This is a genomic window from Loktanella sp. Alg231-35 (assembly GCF_900143545.1).
Lineage (GTDB): Bacteria > Pseudomonadota > Alphaproteobacteria > Rhodobacterales > Rhodobacteraceae > Yoonia.
This window is the reverse complement of sequence record NZ_FREV01000007.1, coordinates 67,848-86,098: the sequence shown is the minus strand read 5'-3', so window position 1 is coordinate 86,098 and position 18,251 is coordinate 67,848. Positions and strand designations below refer to the sequence as shown.

The 18,251-nt window shown below is 55.8% G+C and carries 18 protein-coding genes and 1 pseudogene; 7 read left to right on the top strand and 12 right to left on the bottom strand.

Features of this window, described 5'->3' with window-relative positions; genetic code table 11:
* From DHN10_RS16380 to DHN10_RS16360, 6 genes are all read right to left on the bottom strand, one after another.
* Positions 1-1,248, bottom strand: coding sequence for an AAA family ATPase (locus DHN10_RS16380; protein ID WP_108816430.1), 1,248 nt, complete (start codon positions 1,246-1,248; stop codon positions 1-3).
* A 244-nt stretch (positions 1,249-1,492) separates the two neighbouring features.
* Positions 1,493-2,149 (bottom strand): OmpA family protein, encoded by a 657-nt coding sequence (locus DHN10_RS16375; protein ID WP_108816429.1) that lies wholly within the window; start codon positions 2,147-2,149, stop codon positions 1,493-1,495.
* 15 nt (positions 2,150-2,164) lie between these two features.
* The gene (locus DHN10_RS16370; protein ID WP_108816428.1) at positions 2,165-3,598 is read right to left on the bottom strand and encodes a type II and III secretion system protein family protein; all 1,434 of its coding nucleotides are present in this window, start codon (positions 3,596-3,598) and stop codon (positions 2,165-2,167) included.
* Positions 3,599-3,819: 221 nt separating this feature from the next.
* Entirely contained in the window at positions 3,820-4,662 is an 843-nt protein-coding gene (cpaB, locus tag DHN10_RS16365) for a Flp pilus assembly protein CpaB (protein ID WP_108816427.1), read from the bottom strand.
* Positions 4,663-4,986: 324 nt separating this feature from the next.
* Positions 4,987-5,163 carry a hypothetical protein gene (locus DHN10_RS19915; protein ID WP_199910701.1) on the bottom strand — a complete coding sequence of 59 codons (177 nt, stop codon included), beginning with the start codon at positions 5,161-5,163 and terminating at the stop codon, positions 4,987-4,989.
* Positions 5,164-5,367: 204 nt separating this feature from the next.
* Positions 5,368-5,547, bottom strand: a complete 180-nt coding sequence (locus tag DHN10_RS16360) for a Flp family type IVb pilin (RefSeq protein WP_108816426.1) — start codon at positions 5,545-5,547, stop codon at positions 5,368-5,370.
* Between the two features lie 353 nt (positions 5,548-5,900).
* Here DHN10_RS16360 and DHN10_RS16355 point away from each other — a divergent pair, with 353 nt between their 5' ends.
* Positions 5,901-6,737: a lytic transglycosylase domain-containing protein gene (locus DHN10_RS16355; RefSeq protein ID WP_108816425.1), complete on the top strand. Its 837-nt coding sequence runs from the start codon at positions 5,901-5,903 to the stop codon at positions 6,735-6,737.
* Here the strand turns inward: DHN10_RS16355 and DHN10_RS16350 are convergent.
* From DHN10_RS16350 to tldD, 6 genes and pseudogenes are all read right to left on the bottom strand, one after another.
* The gene (locus DHN10_RS16350) at positions 6,734-7,024 is read right to left on the bottom strand and encodes a GNAT family N-acetyltransferase (protein WP_108816424.1); all 291 of its coding nucleotides are present in this window, start codon (positions 7,022-7,024) and stop codon (positions 6,734-6,736) included. The two genes, DHN10_RS16355 and DHN10_RS16350, sit on opposite strands and share 4 nt — an antisense overlap.
* Positions 7,017-7,640, bottom strand: a complete 624-nt coding sequence (locus tag DHN10_RS16345; protein WP_108816534.1) for a 3-oxoacid CoA-transferase subunit B — start codon at positions 7,638-7,640, stop codon at positions 7,017-7,019. Before DHN10_RS16345 ends, DHN10_RS16350 begins: the two co-directional genes overlap by 8 nt.
* Positions 7,640-8,344, bottom strand: coding sequence for a CoA transferase subunit A (locus DHN10_RS16340; RefSeq protein WP_108816423.1), 705 nt, complete (start codon positions 8,342-8,344; stop codon positions 7,640-7,642). The genes DHN10_RS16345 and DHN10_RS16340 overlap by 1 nt, the downstream gene beginning before the upstream one ends.
* Before the next feature lie 107 nt (positions 8,345-8,451).
* The gene (gene topA / locus DHN10_RS16335; RefSeq protein ID WP_108816422.1) at positions 8,452-11,046 is read right to left on the bottom strand and encodes a type I DNA topoisomerase; all 2,595 of its coding nucleotides are present in this window, start codon (positions 11,044-11,046) and stop codon (positions 8,452-8,454) included.
* A gap of 105 nt (positions 11,047-11,151) precedes the next feature.
* Positions 11,152-12,283: pseudogene (gene dprA, locus DHN10_RS16330) on the bottom strand (DNA-processing protein DprA).
* Between the two features lie 106 nt (positions 12,284-12,389).
* Positions 12,390-13,811: a metalloprotease TldD gene (tldD, locus tag DHN10_RS16325; RefSeq protein ID WP_108816421.1), complete on the bottom strand. Its 1,422-nt coding sequence runs from the start codon at positions 13,809-13,811 to the stop codon at positions 12,390-12,392.
* 181 nt (positions 13,812-13,992) lie between these two features.
* Here tldD and coxB point away from each other — a divergent pair, with 181 nt between their 5' ends.
* The 6 genes from coxB to DHN10_RS16295 all read left to right on the top strand — a co-directional run bounded on the left by coxB (position 13,993) and on the right by DHN10_RS16295 (position 18,248).
* A complete protein-coding gene (gene coxB / locus DHN10_RS16320; protein ID WP_108816420.1) occupies positions 13,993-14,817 on the top strand; it encodes a cytochrome c oxidase subunit II in 825 nt (274 codons plus the stop codon).
* Positions 14,818-14,901: 84 nt separating this feature from the next.
* A complete protein-coding gene (cyoE, locus tag DHN10_RS16315) occupies positions 14,902-15,834 on the top strand; it encodes a heme o synthase (protein WP_108816419.1) in 933 nt (310 codons plus the stop codon).
* Positions 15,834-16,037, top strand: coding sequence for a hypothetical protein (locus DHN10_RS16310; protein WP_108816418.1), 204 nt, complete (start codon positions 15,834-15,836; stop codon positions 16,035-16,037). Before cyoE ends, DHN10_RS16310 begins: the two co-directional genes overlap by 1 nt.
* Positions 16,034-16,648 (top strand): cytochrome c oxidase assembly protein, encoded by a 615-nt coding sequence (locus DHN10_RS16305; protein WP_108816417.1) that lies wholly within the window; start codon positions 16,034-16,036, stop codon positions 16,646-16,648. The genes DHN10_RS16310 and DHN10_RS16305 overlap by 4 nt, the downstream gene beginning before the upstream one ends.
* A 26-nt stretch (positions 16,649-16,674) precedes the next feature.
* Positions 16,675-17,478: a cytochrome c oxidase subunit 3 gene (locus tag DHN10_RS16300; RefSeq protein WP_108816416.1), complete on the top strand. Its 804-nt coding sequence runs from the start codon at positions 16,675-16,677 to the stop codon at positions 17,476-17,478.
* A 92-nt stretch (positions 17,479-17,570) separates the two neighbouring features.
* Positions 17,571-18,248: an SURF1 family protein gene (locus DHN10_RS16295; RefSeq protein WP_108816415.1), complete on the top strand. Its 678-nt coding sequence runs from the start codon at positions 17,571-17,573 to the stop codon at positions 18,246-18,248.
* Positions 18,249-18,251 lie beyond the last annotated feature (3 nt).

The window sequence follows — 18,251 nt, the reverse complement described above, 5'->3', positions numbered from 1 at the left end:
TTAAGCTCTCGCTTCGGATGCGTCATCTAGATTGACTTCATGGATCGACTTGGCAAGTTTCAGGATTTCCTTGCGCAATGGATTTTTGGCGATGGATTCGGCCATGGGTGCGCCGTGATCGGCACTCTGCATGACAGGCTTGCCGCCATCAGGTAGCAGCACTTCAATCGCGATGCCGAGGCTTTCTGACAGGCGTTTTACCCGGCTTTTGCCGTTCAGATCCGTAAATCCGGGGGCGCGGTTCAACACAAAGCGGATCTTTTCAAAAGGGAGATCCTCGGTTTGCAGTGCGCGCTTGAGGCGGAGCGTGTTTTGTGCCGATCGCATGTCAAGCTCGATTGTTGCAAAGTAGACATGTGCCATTTCCAGAGCGGTTTGCGACCACTCAACCATGGTGGAGGGCATGTCGATGACGACGTAGTCGAAGTTCACGCTCGCAAGTTCGATCACACGTCGGATATCCTCGGGCGTGATCATATCCAGCGGGATCATGTCCATCGGCGAGGTCAGAACCTGGAGTTTGTCCCCATATGTCAGAAGCGCTTGGGTGAACGTTTCGACATCCATAGATTCGGTATCGGTCAGCATCTCAAGAACAGCTTCCCGGCGGGGTAGGTCAAGGTATGTGGAGGCGGTGCCGAATTGGAAGTCAAAGTCGAGCAGGCACACTTTCGCGGGCTCGTCTCCGGCATCCATATTCGCGAGTTCCCAAGCCAGATTCACGGCAAGCATCGTCGCACCGGTGCCGCCTGCAAGACCATGTACCGGAATGATCACGCCAGACCGGTCGCCCGTCGCATGGAATTTTGTCTCGCCCTCGGCGGGGGCAGGCGTATCTTTGATGGTCAATACGCGCTCGATTGCGCGGGCCAATTCGTTTTCGGGAAGCGGGTAGGGGACAAATTCGTCGCCACCCTCACGCAAGAGCTGATGCAAAGCGCCAGGGCTGACATCTTCTGCAATCAAAATAACTTTGATTTTTGAGGCTTTGGCCGCTCCGATAACTTCCTTAATGCTAGGAAGATTGTCTTCGTCCTCGGCATCCATCGCAACAGTCACGAATTGCAAACCCGAGGCCTCGGGCTGGCTCAGAAAAGTTGCGGCGTCATCAAAGCTCAAATCGCCCCAGGCATCACCCAGAGCGGCTTCCATATCTTCGATCAAAAGGTCAAAGTTCTGGACATCACGACTAATGGTACATGCGACGATAGGTGGTGTATCGCTTTGCACGGCCGAGGTAGTATTCATTGCTTAGATTTCCCCATCAATCTCTTCACATCCAACCTTCGTAAGACGGCTCTACAATCCTAGCACAACAGATATGCTTGCCCACTGCCTGACGACAACAAACTCGTTAGATCATGACTATCGGCGGAAAACGTGTCGAGATTTGGACCAAAAGATCGTAATTGTGCGGTTTATTTGAACGATCTTGGCAAATCTATAGAAATGTTGACGCCGGAGGGTAAATCCGGCGTCAAACAAGGCGGGCTTAGCCACCAGCACCTGTGGAGAGCTGAGTTTCAGTCGCAGTATTTGTCGGCCTACCACTGCGGATATACTCGCGGAAGATGACCTCCGCGTATTTGCCGTTCAGCAGCGCTGGGTTTGATTCTACAAACCCTGACACTTCCGTCACCGTCCGGCGGTTCCGGCGTTCGCGACCTTCAGTAACCACCAGCGGCTGCGTTTCACCGAAGGATACGACGGCTTCCAGACGGTCGCGGTCGATCCCTTGGGAGCTTAGGAAGGATACAACAGTCTGTGCCCGACGCAGGCCGAGTGAACGGTTATAACCTTGGCTGCCGACGAGGTCGGTATGGCCATAAACCTTGAAGCGCACTTCGGGGAACTGCTTGATCCAGTCGGCCTGGCGCATCAGCGTACTGCGTGCATCAGCGTCAAGAACGGTCGAGTTGAACGCAAAGTTCACCGTTGAGTTTACATCCGACGCAAAGCGCCGCGCGAGGTTGATTGTGTAATCCCGCTGCCCGGTTTGAACCAACTTGTTGTTCATCGTGGCTTCGCCGAAATCACCCGAGTCAATCTGCGAACCGGCTTCTGAGTAGAAAGAAGACAGTGCGCTATCACTTGGTGAGCAAGCTGCGAGGGTGGCGGCCGCAATAGCCGTTGTCATAAGATATTTCATCGACTTGCGCTCCAATCATTCATCCAGGACATAGCCGTAGGACCCGCTAAAGTCCTGACGCGCTACTTCGCCCGCGCCACCAGAGGATGGTGCGCCGGTGCGTGCGACACGGCCAAACAAGAACAGGTCTTGCTCGGTTGGCGGGCGAACCCGATCCGTTGGCAATGCCAATGCTTCGCCACGTGTTGGTGTGACAAGGTGAGGTGTGACGATGATCACCAGTTCGGTCTGCGAACGCTGATATTCAGCGCTGCGGAACAATGCGCCCAAGATTGGCACATCGCCGATCCAAGGCACCTGGCCTTTGAGGTCAGTGAAGTCATCAGACAACAGACCCGCAATCGCAAAGCTCTCACCATCGCGCATTTCAACAGTCGTTGATGTTTCGCGGCGTGTGAAGGCATCGATTTGGAAGCCATCAATGGAAATACCATTGGATGGATCAATTGCGGATACAGCTGCAACCAATTCTAGGTTGATGATGTCTTCGTCAACAACGCGTGGAATGAAGTTCAATTCGATACCGAATGGTTTATATTCAATCGTAATCGTATCTTCTTCACTGCTAACTGGCACCGGATATTCACCGCCAGCAAGGAATGTTGCTTCCTGACCGCTAAGGGCTGTCAGGTTTGGCTCGGCGAGAGAGCGGACAACGCCGCGAGATTCAAGCGCTTCGAGCAAGATATCAACTTCCAGGGCGCCGGAACCGAAGCCAAAGACCACTGCACCATTGGCTTCAGCGTCAGAGCCAACGGTGCCCAACAGTGGAACACCACCAGCGCCGATTGCTGCACCAACGCCGTTCGTGCCGCCGTCGACGCCAAGATCCCCGCCAAATGCAGTTCCGCTAAAGCGCAGTGAACTGGATAGTTGCTTGCTAACGGTGCGTTGCATCTCTGCGAAACGTACCTTTAGCATCACCTGCTGCGTACCACCAACCATCATCAGGTTGGAAACACGGTCCGGCGCGTAACGTTCAGCCAGATCAAGCGCCCGGTCCAATCGTGCAATCGAACTTACCGTACCAGAAAGCACGATTCCGTCGTTTGCTGTGCGCACTTCAATGTTTTCGCCCGGCAATATCTGCGTCAGACGTTCTTTGAACTCTGCCATATCGGGTGAAACATGGACTTCCACGTTCGTAATCAGACGGCCATCTGCGCCCAGAAGGGTCAGTGTGGTGCGCCCCGGCTCTTTGCCCAGAACGTAGATTGTCCGGTCAGACAAAGATGAAATGTCCGCGATACCGGGGTTTGCAATCGATAACTCAGTGAAGGGCACGTCGCTCTCCACAACAACGGCCCGGTTCATCGGAACGCTGAGAGCACTGGACGCGGCGCCGCGCAACACGCGCAACGTTTCGGCCGGTGCCATAGTAGGTGCTGCCGCTGTTAGCGACAACGTCAAGCCAGCAATAGCTGCCTTTAGAAATCTGTCATACTTCATAAGTGACCTGCCTCTCCGATCACGCCTCGTTTATGGGTCTTAGGTGCCCTTGATGCTGTGACCATGCGGCAGAAGGACATTTATTGCAAGAATCAGGGTGTTGGAGGTCAAAGCGTATGTGGACAACTGGCAACACTCTCGTGCATGGAAAAAGCAAAACGCGCGCCGTGGTCACCCCGGGCGCGCGTCAAAATCCTTAGAAACAACCGGACGTGTGCTGTTTAGTCCGGGCAGTCAAACTCAACTTCAATACGTTCGGTTCCGTTGCGCTGGGTCACAAAACAACGTTCCGGCTCGACCTCTTCAGGGGCTTGCTCAACAACTACTTCTTCAATGCCTAGAATATCCTGAATATTGGTTTCAATATTTGTGTCGCCACCGTCTTCGTCGTTTCGCGCGACAGGCGTTAGTGAAAGGGTCCCTGCGGATTGCAAGACTTGCAGGTCGGCAAAGTCTTCCTGGCTCACCTGAACAACAACGCCTCGTCCGCCGCCACGCCCTTCCTCGTCGGGCTCTTCAATCGCAATAATTTCAAGTCCGCTCTTTACGAGCCGGGAAATGTTTCCTGCCCCGCTGACGCTGCCAACCCAGTAAAGATCGATCCGGTCGGAGTTCCGCAATTCCCCGGCAAATGCGCGAGTCATCAAGTCGGGTAGAGGGAATGCGCGCATGCCGGGGTCCAAAAGCGCCGTTAGGCCTCTTGGGGCGCCGGCTTCGGTCACTTTGACAGCTAGAATGGGCTCGTTCACCTGCATCGGTATTTTCACGACGCGGGGCACGGTAACGCCCTCCGGGAACATCTCTTCTTCAGTAGAGAAAACGCCCTCCGGCAAATGGTCACGGGCATATTTGATGATTTGCACATCTTCAGGAAGCAGCAAATCACCGTATGTCAAGTTGCGGCTGGGCGCATAGATGTCGACTGTCTGGATCGCTGAACGCGCACGTTCCCGCTCCTGATTTGCACGGGCCTCCAGCGATTGCATCTGCTCGTTGACCAAATAGACGGCAAAACCTGCCAACCCCATACCGATCAAAAGCACTAATCCGAAAACTGCGCGCATCTTTTCACCTCTGTTTCAGCACTTGGCGCTTTCGAAGCGCCAGAACAACGTCATAATCCATACAAAGATTGAGCGCTATAAAACTAGTCACACAGCGCTCACTTTCTAAAGTATTGCGACAATTCTACACAAGAATTCTTAAGTGACTATGCGCAAGTCGCGGCGTTTCCGTGGCGGAAACCAGCTTTTCTGTCGCGTCAGCGTGTTTGGACAATTCAAACACCTTGTTGGCCATCCGTAAGAGAATCACATTGCGTGTGGTCGTTGCAGCCAGTGCACCACTGGTGCGGTGAAATACACCAGACGCGCCACCATCACAGCGTTTCAGACGTCGATGTTATCCAATGCCAGTTCGATTTCGTTTGCCAGATCGGTGGCGCCGCCGCTGAAGGCCAAAACAATGATCAGGCCAAGCGTACAGATTGCAGCGGTCAAAACAACAAAATCAACTGTGATGGCTCCGTCTTCGTCTTGGAGAAATGTGGAAAGAAAGTGCTTCATCCTATTGTCGCTTTCATGGTCACTGACATCTCAAGGTGAAATGATCAGGGTATCAGTTGTGTCCCATGGTTGTGTCTCAACATTCTTGCGATGCGGTTGGGTCATGATCCCGCTGTTACAAAACTCTGAAAATCGCACAAGAAAAGCCGCGCCACATACGGGGCGCGGCTTTTTGAATTTACGCTAAAGAACCTTAAGAAGGTCTTATTCGGCGTCCATGTTATCGAGGGAGTCTTCGATTTCGTTTGCGAGACCTTCAGCACCACGGCTCACTGCGCCACCAACGGCCAGGCCGAGAACAACGATTGCAGCTGTCAGAACTACGAAGTCAACAGTTACAGCACCGTCTTCGTCGTTGCGGAAGTTTTTGATAAAGTTAAGCATTTAGTTCCCTCCTCAGGGCGATTTTAGTGTTCATGTCGTTCCTCGCCGGTGTCTTGGACTGACTTGATTTGTGCAATCACCGTCTTGGATGGCCCTATATAGCCTAGTGAATGGGGCGGGAGTTTGGCAAATAAACCGTTTTTTGAAGGGATCGCAATTTTTCGCGCGAAATATGCGTAAGTAACTGTTTTATAAAGAAAGATTTGTTCATATATTTTTAACATTGCACGTCGTTCGTTGCGGAATCCTCTCCCAATGTCTTGGATTCTGCGCCCATTGTTCCCTTAGAACTGGCGTTTTGACGGGATTCTGCCATGTTTACATTAACAACGCAGAGTCGAGCAGGACCGAAAATGAATCGCTTTTACACGGGCATAGCGGCTTTGGCCGCTTCTGTCGCATTAACGCCGCTCTGGGCTGATGTCGAACGGCTGCAACCGGACTTTACCTTCAAGCGCGTTCCTGTGCCCTCCACTTCCAGTACGAGCCGCATCACCGTCCAGATCGATCCAAACGCACCGCGTCTGGGTCCGGTCTATGCAGATCCAGAGCCTGAAGTGGTTGTCACTCCGGACGCTGTCGCACTGCCGAGCCCTTCTGGGATGGAATGGTTCTGGGCCAACGTGCCTGCGTCAGTCGCGGAGTCCGGCCCGGCTAGCTTCCAGCTTGCGATCAGCCAATTGAATAATCCGCCCTCTGGCAAAGCAATCTATGCACCACGTTTGCAAAGTCTGCAGGACATCGCCAGCACGCATGGTTTGCATATCTTAAGGGAAACGGTGGGCACGCGTGTGTCTCCTGCATTGGTCCTGGCCGTGATTTCGGTTGAAAGTGCCGGTCGGACAGATGCGGTCAGCACCGCTGGTGCGGAAGGGTTGATGCAGTTGATGCCGGCCACCGCCGCCCGCTTTGGTGTTGAGGATCGCACGAACCCTGCACAGAACATCAAAGGCGGTGTCGCTTATCTGGCATGGCTCTTGAACCATTTCGACAATGACCCATTGCTGGCACTGGCTGGATATAATGCGGGCGAAGGCAACGTAGCCCGCCATGCAGGCGTGCCACCTTTTGCGGAAACGCGTGCCTATGTGCCCAAAGTGCTGGCGGCGTGGCAGGTGGCCAAAGGGCTATGCCAGACGCCGCCAGAACTGATCACGGATGCCTGCGTCTTTAACGTCAACGGGATCTAGACGGAAAATGCATCTGCCCATTCGGGATGCTTGCGGCACTGCGCGTTCACATAAGGGCAAAGCGGTACGATCTTGAAACCTTCGCGCCGCGCGTCCGCAATAAATTCCCGCAGCAGTATCAGCCCGATGCCTTCACCTTCGTGCCCTTCGGCAACCTCTGTGTGATCGGCAATCACCTGCTTGGATGACATAATAGAGTATGTCAGCGCGCTTTCCCCGGACGGGTGCGCTAAGAAATAGCGCCCCTTTGATCCGTCTTTGAAGTGCTGGACGGCCGGATTAGACAAGCTTTGCGTCCGTCGCTGCGCGCAGCTCTTCCTCGGTCACGCCCTCGGCTGTCTCGACAATCCGCAGACCACCCTCGACAACATCCAGCACACCAAGGTTTGTGATGATGCGATCAACAACGCCTTTGCCAGTGAGCGGCAGAGTGCATTCTTTGAGCAACTTGCTGTCACCATGCTTGTTGGTGTGGTCCATCACGACAATGACGCGGCCAACGCCTGCCACCAGGTCCATCGCGCCGCCCATGCCTTTGACCAGCTTGCCGGGAATCATCCAGTTGGCCAGATCGCCGTTCTGGGCCACTTCCATCGCACCAAGGATCGCCGCGGCAATCTTACCGCCCCGGATCATGCCAAAGGATGTGGCGCTGTCAAAATAGGCCGTACGGTTAAGTTCAGTGATCGTTTGCTTACCTGCATTAATAAGGTCCGCATCTTCCTCACCCTCAATAGGGAAGGGGCCCATGCCCAGCATCCCGTTCTCGGATTGCAGCGTGATATCCTTTTCGCCGACATAGTTGGCCACCAGCGTCGGTATCCCGATGCCGAGGTTCACATACATGCCGTCTTCAAGTTCTTTCGCCGCCCGTGCGGCCATTTGATTGCGATCCCAAGGCATCATGCATCCTCCCGCTTGCGCGTCGTGCGCTGTTCGATCCGTTTTTCATGTGCGCCTTGAATGATGCGGTGCACATAAATCCCCGGCAGGTGGATTTTGTCGGGGTCAAGGCTACCTGTCGGCACGATCTCTTCCACTTCAACCACACAGGTTTTGCCGCACATGGCGGCGGGTGGGTTAAAGTTGCGGGCGGTTTTGCGGAAGATCAGATTGCCTGTCTCGTCCGCCTTCCAGGCCTTCACGATGGCAAGATCGGCAAAGATACCTTCTTCCATGATATAGGTTTCACCGTTAAAATCTTTGTGCTCTTTGCCGTCGGCAATCACAGTGCCCACACCGGTTTTGGTATAGAAACCGGGGATGCCGCAGCCACCGGCGCGCATGCGTTCGGCCAATGTGCCTTGCGGATTGAACTCTAGCTCAAGCTCACCTGACAGATATTGGCGCATGAACTCAGCGTTTTCGCCCACGTAAGAGCTGATCATTTTCTTGACCTGCCGGGTTTGCAGCAAGATGCCGATGCCAAAGTCATCGACGCCCGCGTTGTTGGAGGCAAATGTCAGATCCTTGGTGCCCGCATCCTTGATTGCATCAAGCAAGAGTTCAGGAATGCCGCAAAGGCCAAACCCGCCTGCCGCAATAAACATGCCATCGTGCAGCAGGCCATCAAGTGCGGCAGCTGCGTTGGGATAAATCTTCTTCATTGGGGCCCTCCCGGTGCTTTGGCCAAGTTGTGCCGTCCGCATCAGGAAGAGTCAATAAAATGCCGCGCTGCAGCGCAAATTTTGCAACCGGTTGCAGTAATGCAGCGCTATTTCTTCGCAGCGACCTTCTTTTTGGCGGCGGGTTTCTTCTTGGCCGGGGCCTTTTTGCGGGCGGATTTTTTCTTGCCGGCCTTTTCGGCGCGTTCATCAATCAAATGAACGGCCTGCGCCATGGTTAGTTCACCCGGTTCAATTGTGTCTGGGATCGTCGCGTTGATCTTTTCCCATTTCACATAAGGGCCGTATTTGCCGTCATAGACATTGACCGGCCCGCCCGCTTCAGGGTGTTCGCCCAATTCGTGGATCGGCACAGCCGCCTTGCCGCGTTGCCCGCGCGAGGCGACTTTTTCTGCCAGCAATTGCACGGCACGGTTCATGCCAACGGTCCAGACCTCGTCGATGCCTTCAAGGTTGGCATTAGTGCCGCCGCGATGCGACGTGCTTTCGGCGTGTTTCAGATAGGGGCCGTAGCGGCCCAGATTTGCCCAGACAGTGACACCATCTTCGGGATGGGGGCCAATCTCGCGGGGCAAGGACAACAACATGATCGCCTGATCAAGCGTGACTTCTTCAGGTTCCCAACCGTCTGGGACGCCTTGGCGCTTGGGTTTCTTGTTCTCTTCGGTCACTTCACCACGCTGGGCATAAGGACCAAAGCGTCCTTTAAAGATACGAATCTCATCGCCCTCATCCGTGCCCAGCAATTTACCCTCGGGTGGGATGGCTGATGCTTCGGCCTCTGGGTTCGGCGGACCGAAGGGACGTGTGTAGCGACATTCAGGATAGTTAGAGCAGCCTATGAAAGCCCCGCCGGAGCGGGCAGTGCGCATTGATAAACGGCCCGCACCGCAGTTGGGGCAAAGCCGTGGGTCGCTGCCATCCTCGGTAGGGGGGAACAGATGCGGTTCTAAGACCTCGTTGATTTTTTCGAGCACCTCGGTAATGCGCAGATCAGCAGTTTCGGCGATAGCCGCCGAGAAATCGCGCCAGAATTGCCCCAACACTTTCTTATAGTCGGCGTCGCCTGCGCTCACCTCATCCAGTTGGTTTTCCAGATCGGCGGTGAAATCATACCCGATATATTTGCGGAAATAGTTGGTCAGGAACGCTGTAACGAGCCGTCCCTTGTCCTGCGGGATCAAACGGTTCTTGTCTTTCTCGACATAGCCGCGGTCCTGAATCGTTGTCACGATTGAGGCATAAGTCGATGGGCGGCCGATCCCAAGCTCTTCCATGCGTTTGACCAGCGTCGCCTCTGTGTAGCGGGGCGGTGGTTGGGTGAAATGCTGTTCCGGGGTAACGGTCTTTTTCTCGGCCACCTCGCCCTGACTTAGCTGCGGCAGGCGTTTGTCATCGTCATCAACGACACTGTCGTCTTTGCCTTCTTCATAGATGGCAATGAAACCATCAAAGACCATAACCTGCCCGTTGGCGCGCAGCACGACCTGTTCGTCAGCGCTGGAGATATCTACAACGGTGCGTTCCAGTTTGGCGGCGGCCATCTGGCTGGCCATTGTGCGCTTGTAGATCAGATCATAGAGCTTGCGCTGATCGCTATCGGCGATCTTGGCGTCATTGGTGCTGACCGACATTTCGGTCGGGCGAATGCACTCGTGGGCTTCCTGTGCGTTCTTTGCCTTGTTTTTATATATGCGCGGTTGGTCGGGCAGATAGTCTGCGCCGAACTTTGCCTTGATCGCATCGCGCGCGCCGACCACGGCTTCGGGTGCCATGTCGATGCCGTCGGTCCGCATATAGGTGATCAGGCCCGCCTCATAAAGGCGCTGGGCCACGGACATGGTTTGCTTGGCACCCATGCCGAATTTGCGGCTGGCCTCTTGCTGTAGGGTGGAGGTCATAAAGGGCGGAGACGGGTTGCGCGTTGCCGGTTTCGCCTCAACCGATTTGATCACCAGATCGCGCGATTTGATCGCCTGCACGGCCAGTTCGGCCTGCGTTTCATTGCCCAGATCAAATTTATCAAGCTTCTTGCCTGCCAGCGTGGTCAGCCGCGCCTCAAACGTCTGGCCGCGCACAGATTGCAGCAATGCTTTGACGGTCCAGTATTCCTGATTGCGGAAGGCTTCGATTTCCATCTCGCGCTCGACGATGATGCGCAATGTTACGGATTGAACGCGGCCTGCCGATTTGGCACCGGGCAGTTTGCGCCACAGGACCGGCGACAGGTTGAAACCGACCAGATAATCCAATGCGCGGCGGGCCAGATAGGCCTCGACCAATGGGGCATCGACCTGGCGTGGGTTTTTCATCGCCTCGGTCACTGCTGATTTGGTAATGGCGTTGAATACGACCCGGCTGACGGGCGTGTCTTTCTTGATCACCTTGCGTGCGGTCAGCGCCTCTGTGAGGTGCCAGGAAATCGCCTCACCCTCGCGGTCGGGGTCGGTTGCGAGGATCAATTCGTTGTCGTCTTTGAGCGCGTCAACAATCGCCTTGATGTGCTTTTTGCTGTCTGACGCGACTTCCCATTTCATCAAAAAATCGTCGTCAGGCAGCACAGAGCCGTCCTTGGGCGGCAGATCACGGACGTGCCCATAGGACGCCAGAACGGTGTAATCATTGCCGAGATAGCCATTGATTTTCTTGGCCTTGGCCGGGGATTCGACAACTACAACTGGCATGAGAATCCTTTTCAGAAAATGCGAACGCTTTGGTCGCGCAAGATGTGGCGTCTGTCTGTGAAATGTCAATGCGGGGAATTTATGGTGCCAAGTTCCCCGCAGTTTTCAGGACACTCTGGCCAGAAGCCCGCCCGCCTGCCGGGCGATCTTTCCGTCAAGTTCAAGGTCGATCAATGCGGGTGCGGCATCGGTGGCGCTGGCCCTCAGATCACGCAAGAGCTGGTCTTCCGCAATCGGTGCTGGTCCAAGGCGCGAAAGGATTTCATCGTGCAGAGCGGCGGTGTCGCGCAGGCTGCGCGGTGGTTTGGCTGGCGGCACGAGGGGCAGTTCTGGTGCGGGTTCCGCAACAGGCTGCAGCGTATCTATAACGTCCTGGGCGTTCCGGACCAATGTCGCACCGTCCCGGATCAGCATGTTGCACCCTGCCGCACGCGCATCAAAGGGATGTCCGGGCACCGCGAGCACATCACGTCCCTGATCAAGCGCGTTGCGGGCGGTGATCAGGCTACCGGACTTGCCCGCCGCTTCGACCACAACAACGGCCATGGCAAGGCCAGAGATAATCCTGTTGCGCGCAGGGAAGTGGCGCGCCTGTGGTTGGACGCCCATCGCCATTTCGGACAGCCGAAGTCCGGATCGGGCAATGTCATGGGCCAGCTCCGCGTTCTCGGCCGGGTAGATCACATCGACGCCACCGGCTTGCACCGCGATGGTGCCGCCATTCAGCGCCCCCAGATGTGCGGCAGCATCAACGCCGCGCGCCAGACCGGACACCACGACATAGCCCTCTGTCGAAAGATCTTCGGCCATGCGTTTGGCCATGCGCGTGCCCAAAGAGGACGCATGGCGCGCCGACAAGGGCGATCATCGGCTTTTGCAGCAAGGCCATGTTGCCCAGCGTCCAAAGCAGAGGAGGCGCGTCAGGAATATCAAATAGTGCAGTCGGATAATCGGCTGAAGCCTCGGTCAGCAGACGCGCGCCTGCCGCCTTGCCTGCCTTAAGTTCGGCATGCACAACGCCTTCGGGGCACACAGCATAGTCGGCAACACCTGCCGCCTTTGCTACCTGCGGCAACGCAGCCAATGCCGCCGCCGCAGAGCCATGTTCTGCCAATAGACGCCGATAGGTCGCAATGCCAACCCGACGAGAGCGCAATAGGCGAAGCCGGTCAACTGTATCATCTTCCCCCGTCCGGTAAAGGAGGGGGGGGTGGGAAGAATCATCTTGTTCAGTCATCCCGAAAGCTCCGCCATATTGCCTCATTACGGCTAATGGCTCTGAGTTAACGAGGTATGAATCAAACCCTATTTAATGCAGGTCAATTTGTTTGGCTGGCGCCCGTTCAAATCCCGGCACCGCCCACTGTCAGACCGCCGATCATCAGGCTGGGCTGGCCCACGCCAACGGGTACCCATTGGCCTGCCTTGCCGCAATTGCCGATGCCGGGATCAAGAGCCAGATCATTGCCGATCCCACGGATCTGTTTCAGCGCGGTTGCGCCGTCGCCAATCAAAGTGGCCCCTTTGACAGGTGCTCCGATGACGCCGTCTTTGACGCGGTAAGCCTCGGTGCAGCTAAAGACGAACTTGCCGTTGGTGATATCGACCTGGCCGCCGCCAAATCCCACAGCATAAACCCCGTCTTTAAGGTCCGCGACCAGCGATTCGGGGGCGGCATCGCCAGCCAGCATATAGGTGTTGGTCATGCGCGGCATCGGCGCATGGGCAAAGCTCTCGCGGCGACCATTGCCTGTCGGGGACACACCCATCAACCGTGCGTTCTGGCGATCCTGCATATAACCGACAAGCACACCGTCTTCGATCAGTGTGTTCTTGGCGCTAGGGGTGCCTTCGTCATCAACGGTGATTGATCCGCGCCGGTCAGGGATTGTGCCATCGTCCAGAACAGTGACACCCTTTGCGGCAATCTGCTGCCCCATCAACCCGGCAAAGGCGCTAGAGCCCTTGCGGTTGAAATCACCCTCAAGGCCATGCCCGATTGCTTCGTGCAGCAGAATGCCAGGCCAGCCGGGTCCAAGGACGACGTCCATCACACCGGCGGGGGCGGGTTCTGCATCAAGGTTCACAAGGGCAATGCGCAGTGCTTCGCGGGCGACAGGTTCCCAATGATCACGGCCAATCAAGCCGATCAGGCCCGCACGACCGCCACCGCCCATGCCGCCGCTTTCGCGTTTGCCGTTATCTTCGACAATGACGCTGATGTTGAGGCGCGACATCGGGCGGGTGTCGGTGACCAATGTGCCCTCGGGACGCAGGATCAACACCTCCTGATGGGATGCAGCCACTGTGGCCGACACCTGCACAACACGCGAATCAAGGGAGCGGGCGAAAGCGTCAATTTCTTTGAGCAGGTCGATTTTGGCGGGGAAGGTGGCCTGCTCCATCGGGTCTTCGTCGGAATAGAGCCTCTGATTGGTGCCAGCGGGTGCATCAGCCATCGTTCCACCACCATCACCGACAGCAAGACGTGCGGTCGCAACGGCGCGTTTCAGGGCATGTTCATCGATTGTGGTGGAATGCGCATAACCGGCTGTCTCTCCGCGGACGGCACGCAGGCCAAACCCTTCGGAGGCATCGAAACTCGCGGTCTTGATGCGGCCATCGTCAAAAGAGATCACCTCGGATTTGCGGCGCTCAAGAAACAGCTCACCATCGTCGGCGCCTGCCGTGGCCTCTTGTAGGAGTGTCAGGGCGCGGTCTTGATCCAGATTTGTCTCAAACGGGCGGAAGGGATCGGCGGACATGCATTTTTCCTCTGATAACGATGATTTAATGCAGAAAGCGTCTGATTGCCGCAACCGCAGTTCTTGAGTTGTCCGTCAGGATATGGGACATGATCGTTCAAACTCAATAGGATTCCTTCCCGCGCATCGGGAGGAATGTCAGGGATCTACGCCACACGGCGCAAGCATGATAGGTTAGAATATGCGTTTGAAGAACTTCGCACCCTCACTTTGGACAACAGCCGGCCTGCTGATGGCAGGCACAGCGGCGAGCGCGCAGGATATTGATCAAGAGCTTGAAATCATTGGGCGCCCGGTTGACGGGGCGACTGGTTTTCAGCCTGCAGTGACCGAACTTGCCCGTGACGTGCATTGGCTGGACAACATGCTGTTGGTGATCATCACGATCATCACGCTGTTCGTGACAGGTCTGATGGCCTGGGTTGTGATCCGCTACAACGAAAAAAAGCAGCCGACGCCTGCGACATTCACCCATAACTCACCGCTTGAGGTGGCATGGACCATCGTGCCGGTGGTTATTTTGGTGTTTATCGGTGCGTTCTCTTTGCCCGTTCTGTTCAAACAGCAGGAAATCCCCGAGGCTGATATCACTATCAAAGTGACCGGATACCAGTGGTTCTGGGGTTATGAGTATGTGGACGAAGGCGTTGAATTCGAAAGCTACATGCTGGCCCGTGAAGAGCTGGAAGATTTCGGTTACAGTCAGGATGAATATTTGCTGGCGACGGACACGGCAGTGATCGTGCCGGTCGATACGACCATCGTGATGCAGGTGACTGGTGCGGATGTGATCCACGCCTGGACCATTCCGGCCTTTGGTGTGAAGCAGGATGCGGTGCCAGGCCGTCTGGCGGAGCTGTGGTTCTCGGCAGAACAGGAAGGCATCTACTTTGGCCAGTGTTCAGAGCTTTGCGGTAAGGATCACGCCTATATGCCGATCACGGTGAAGGTTGTCAGCCAAGAGACATATGACGCATGGCTGGCAGTGGCCAAAGGCACGTCCTAAGAGGGAGGGTGGATCAAGATCCACCTTACTAACTGATGTTACACGTAAGGTGGGTTTGAACCCACCCTGATCCAAAGGTCCCGCATGAGCGATCTGAGCGTTTCTGAAAATACATATGAGGCCAGCATGGGCGATTACTTTGCCCTGCTGAAGCCACGTGTGATGTCGCTTGTGGTCTTCACAGCGCTGGTTGGGCTGCTTGTTGCACCAGTGCCTGTGCATCCTTTCATCGGTTTCGTTGCGATCTTGTGCATCGCCGTGGGTGCCGGTGCATCTGGCGCACTCAATATGTGGTGGGACGCGGACATCGACGCAAAGATGAAGCGCACAATCGGGCGGCCAATCCCGTCGGGGCGGGTACAACCCGGTGAGGCGCTGGGCATTGGGTTGGCGCTGTCTGGTTTTGCCGTTGTGCTGCTTGCACTTGCCACGAACTTTGTTGCGGCATTCCTGCTGGCCTTCACCATTGTATTCTACGCCGTTGTCTATTCGATGTGGCTTAAGCGGGCGACGCCGCAGAACATCGTGATTGGCGGGGCGGCCGGTGCTTTTCCTCCAATGATCGGCTGGGCGGTTGCGACGGGCGGGGTGAGCATCGAAAGCATGCTGATGTTCGCGCTGATCTTCATGTGGACACCGCCGCATTTTTGGGCGCTGGCGCTGTTTGTGAAATCTGACTATGGCAATGCCGGTATCCCCATGCTGACGGAAACGCATGGGCGGGACACAACGCGCAATCATATCCTTATCTATACATTGCTGTTGGTACCGGTAGCCGTGGGGCTTGGGTTCACGTCGATTGGCGGGCCGTTCTATACGGCCGCGGCAGTGCTGATGAATGCGTGGTTCCTTAAGGGCGCCTATGACATCTGGCGGCGTACCGACGCGGATTGTGACGCAGACAAACACCGGGTTGAGATCAACGTCTTCAAGATCTCGCTCTACTATCTCTTTGCGCATTTCGGCGCATTGCTGATCGAGGCAGTCTTGCGCCTTTATGGCGTCGGGGGCTGGTGATGGCACTGCAGGTTGAACATGAGCTGCACACACGGCGCAAAGGGCGCAATGTCGGCGTTGGCCTGCTGTTGATCAGCTTTATCGCAATTGTCTTTGGTCTGACCGTTGTGAAGGTGCTGCAACTGGGCGACGCCGACAAGTTCGAGAAATTTGATCACGTGGCCCGTCCGCAGATCGCGCCGGAAGAGGGGGCAAGCGAATGAAGCTGTTTCCGAACCTGCAAGGCCCGCAGCGCACTTTGGCGCAGACAGTTTCCGTGGTGATCCTGATGGGTGGCCTCGCTTGGGCGTCGGTGCCGTTTTACGATTGGTTCTGCCGGGTGACAGGCTTTGGCGGCGCGACCAATGTGGCCGAAACGGGCAGCGATGTGATTCTGGATGAAACGATCAAGGTGCGGTTTGACGCCTCGCTTGAGCGCGACATGCCCTGGACCTTCAAACCCGAAGTCCGCGAGATGGAAATCCGCATTGGTGAAACCGGGTTGGCCTTTTATGAGGCGCACAACCCGTTGAATGTGCCAATTGCCGGGCAGGCGGCCTATAACGTCACCCCTTATGAGGCCGGCGCTTTCTTCGACAAAATCGAATGCTTTTGTTTTACAGAGCAAGTGCTGATGCCTGGCGAAACCGTCATGATGCCGGTGAGCTTTTTTGTGGACCCCGCCATCGTGGATGACCGCGAGGGGCAATATGTCCATACCATCACGCTGAGCTACACATTCTACCAGATTGATATGCCAGAGGACGAAATTCAGGCCTCTGTTGCACCTGAGGTTTTGACAATCGCCCCGCAGGTGGGCATAGAAACGAACTAACGACCAGCCGATAGGGAACGCACTACATGGCGCATGCAAAGAACCACGATTATCATATTCTGCCGCCATCCATCTGGCCTTTGTTTGGCGGATTGGGCGCATTTATTATGCTCTTTGGGGCGGTGCTCTGGATGCACGGCTCTGGTCCGTATATGTTCCTGGCCGGTTTTGCCGCTGTACTTTACGTGATGTACGCTTGGTGGGCAGACGTTGTGACCGAGAGCAACGTGGGCGATCACACGCCGGTTGTTCGCATCGGCCTGCGCTATGGCTTTATCATGTTCATCATGTCTGAGGTGATGTTCTTTGCCGCCTGGTTCTGGTCTTTCTTCAAGCACACCATCTATCCGATGGAGGAATACGTAGGCACCACCTATGTGCCGGCTGAGTTCTATCAGGTTGACGCCTTCCACCTGCCGCTGATCAACACGCTGATCCTGCTGTGTTCCGGTATGGCCGTGACCTGGGCGCACCATGCGCTGGTGCATGAGAACAACCGCAAGGACGTGGCCAACGGTCTGCTGCTGGCTGTTGTGCTTGGCGTCGCCTTTACCGCGCTGCAGGCCTATGAGTACTGGTATCTGCTGGTGCAGCAGGACTGGACGTTCGGCGGTGACAAGTTCTTCTCGAATTTCTTTATGGCGACAGGTTTCCACGGCTTTCATGTGGTGATCGGGACGATCTTCCTGTTTGTCTGTTACCTGCGGGTACGTGCGGGGCACTTCACACCTGAGAAACATATCGGGTTTGAAGCTGCTGCATGGTACTGGCACTTCGTTGATGTTGTCTGGCTGTTCCTGTTCTTTGCCGTGTATATCTGGGGCATCTGATGATGAGACATGTAAGGTGGATCAAGATCCACCTTACGAGGCTGCAAACGCGCGAGTGCAACCTCGCGCGTTTTGATCGTTAAGGGCGCAAAATGCTGCGTAGAATACTCTTCCCTGTGATCCTTGGTCTGGCCGGGTGTGGCACCTTGATTGGTCTCGGCCTCTGGCAGGTCGAGCGGTTGGCCTGGAAGAACGAGATTCTTGCCGAGATCGAGGATCGCTTGACGTCACCGCCGACCGGCCTCTCGCTTTTTGTTAATGAAAACCAAGATGAATATCGGCCCATCTCTTTGATTGGTGCGCCAACTGGGGAAGAGCTGCACGTTCTGGTGTCCGGCACCGAGGCAGGCACCGGCTATCGCGTCATTTCGAAATTCGAGACGGAAATTGGACCGATCTTGCTTGATCAGGGCCTTCTGGCCATCAACAACAAAGACGCCGCCCCGCTTGTGGCGCGCATGAACGTCACAGGCACATTACTGTGGCCTGATGATCAAAACAGCAGCACGCCAGACCCTGATCTCGCTGCCAACATCTGGTTTGCGCGCAACATCGACACCATGTCAGATGCGCTGGACACGCGACCATTGATGGTTGTCGCCAGCCGCGCAAGCCCCGCTGATCCGCGCCTGACCCCGTTGCCGGTGAATACAGCCGCCATCAAGAACGACCATTTTGAATATGCTGTGACGTGGTTCCTGCTGGCCATCGTCTGGGCTGTCATGAGCTTCTATCTGATACTGCGCGTTTTGCGCCAAAAGGACACATAACCG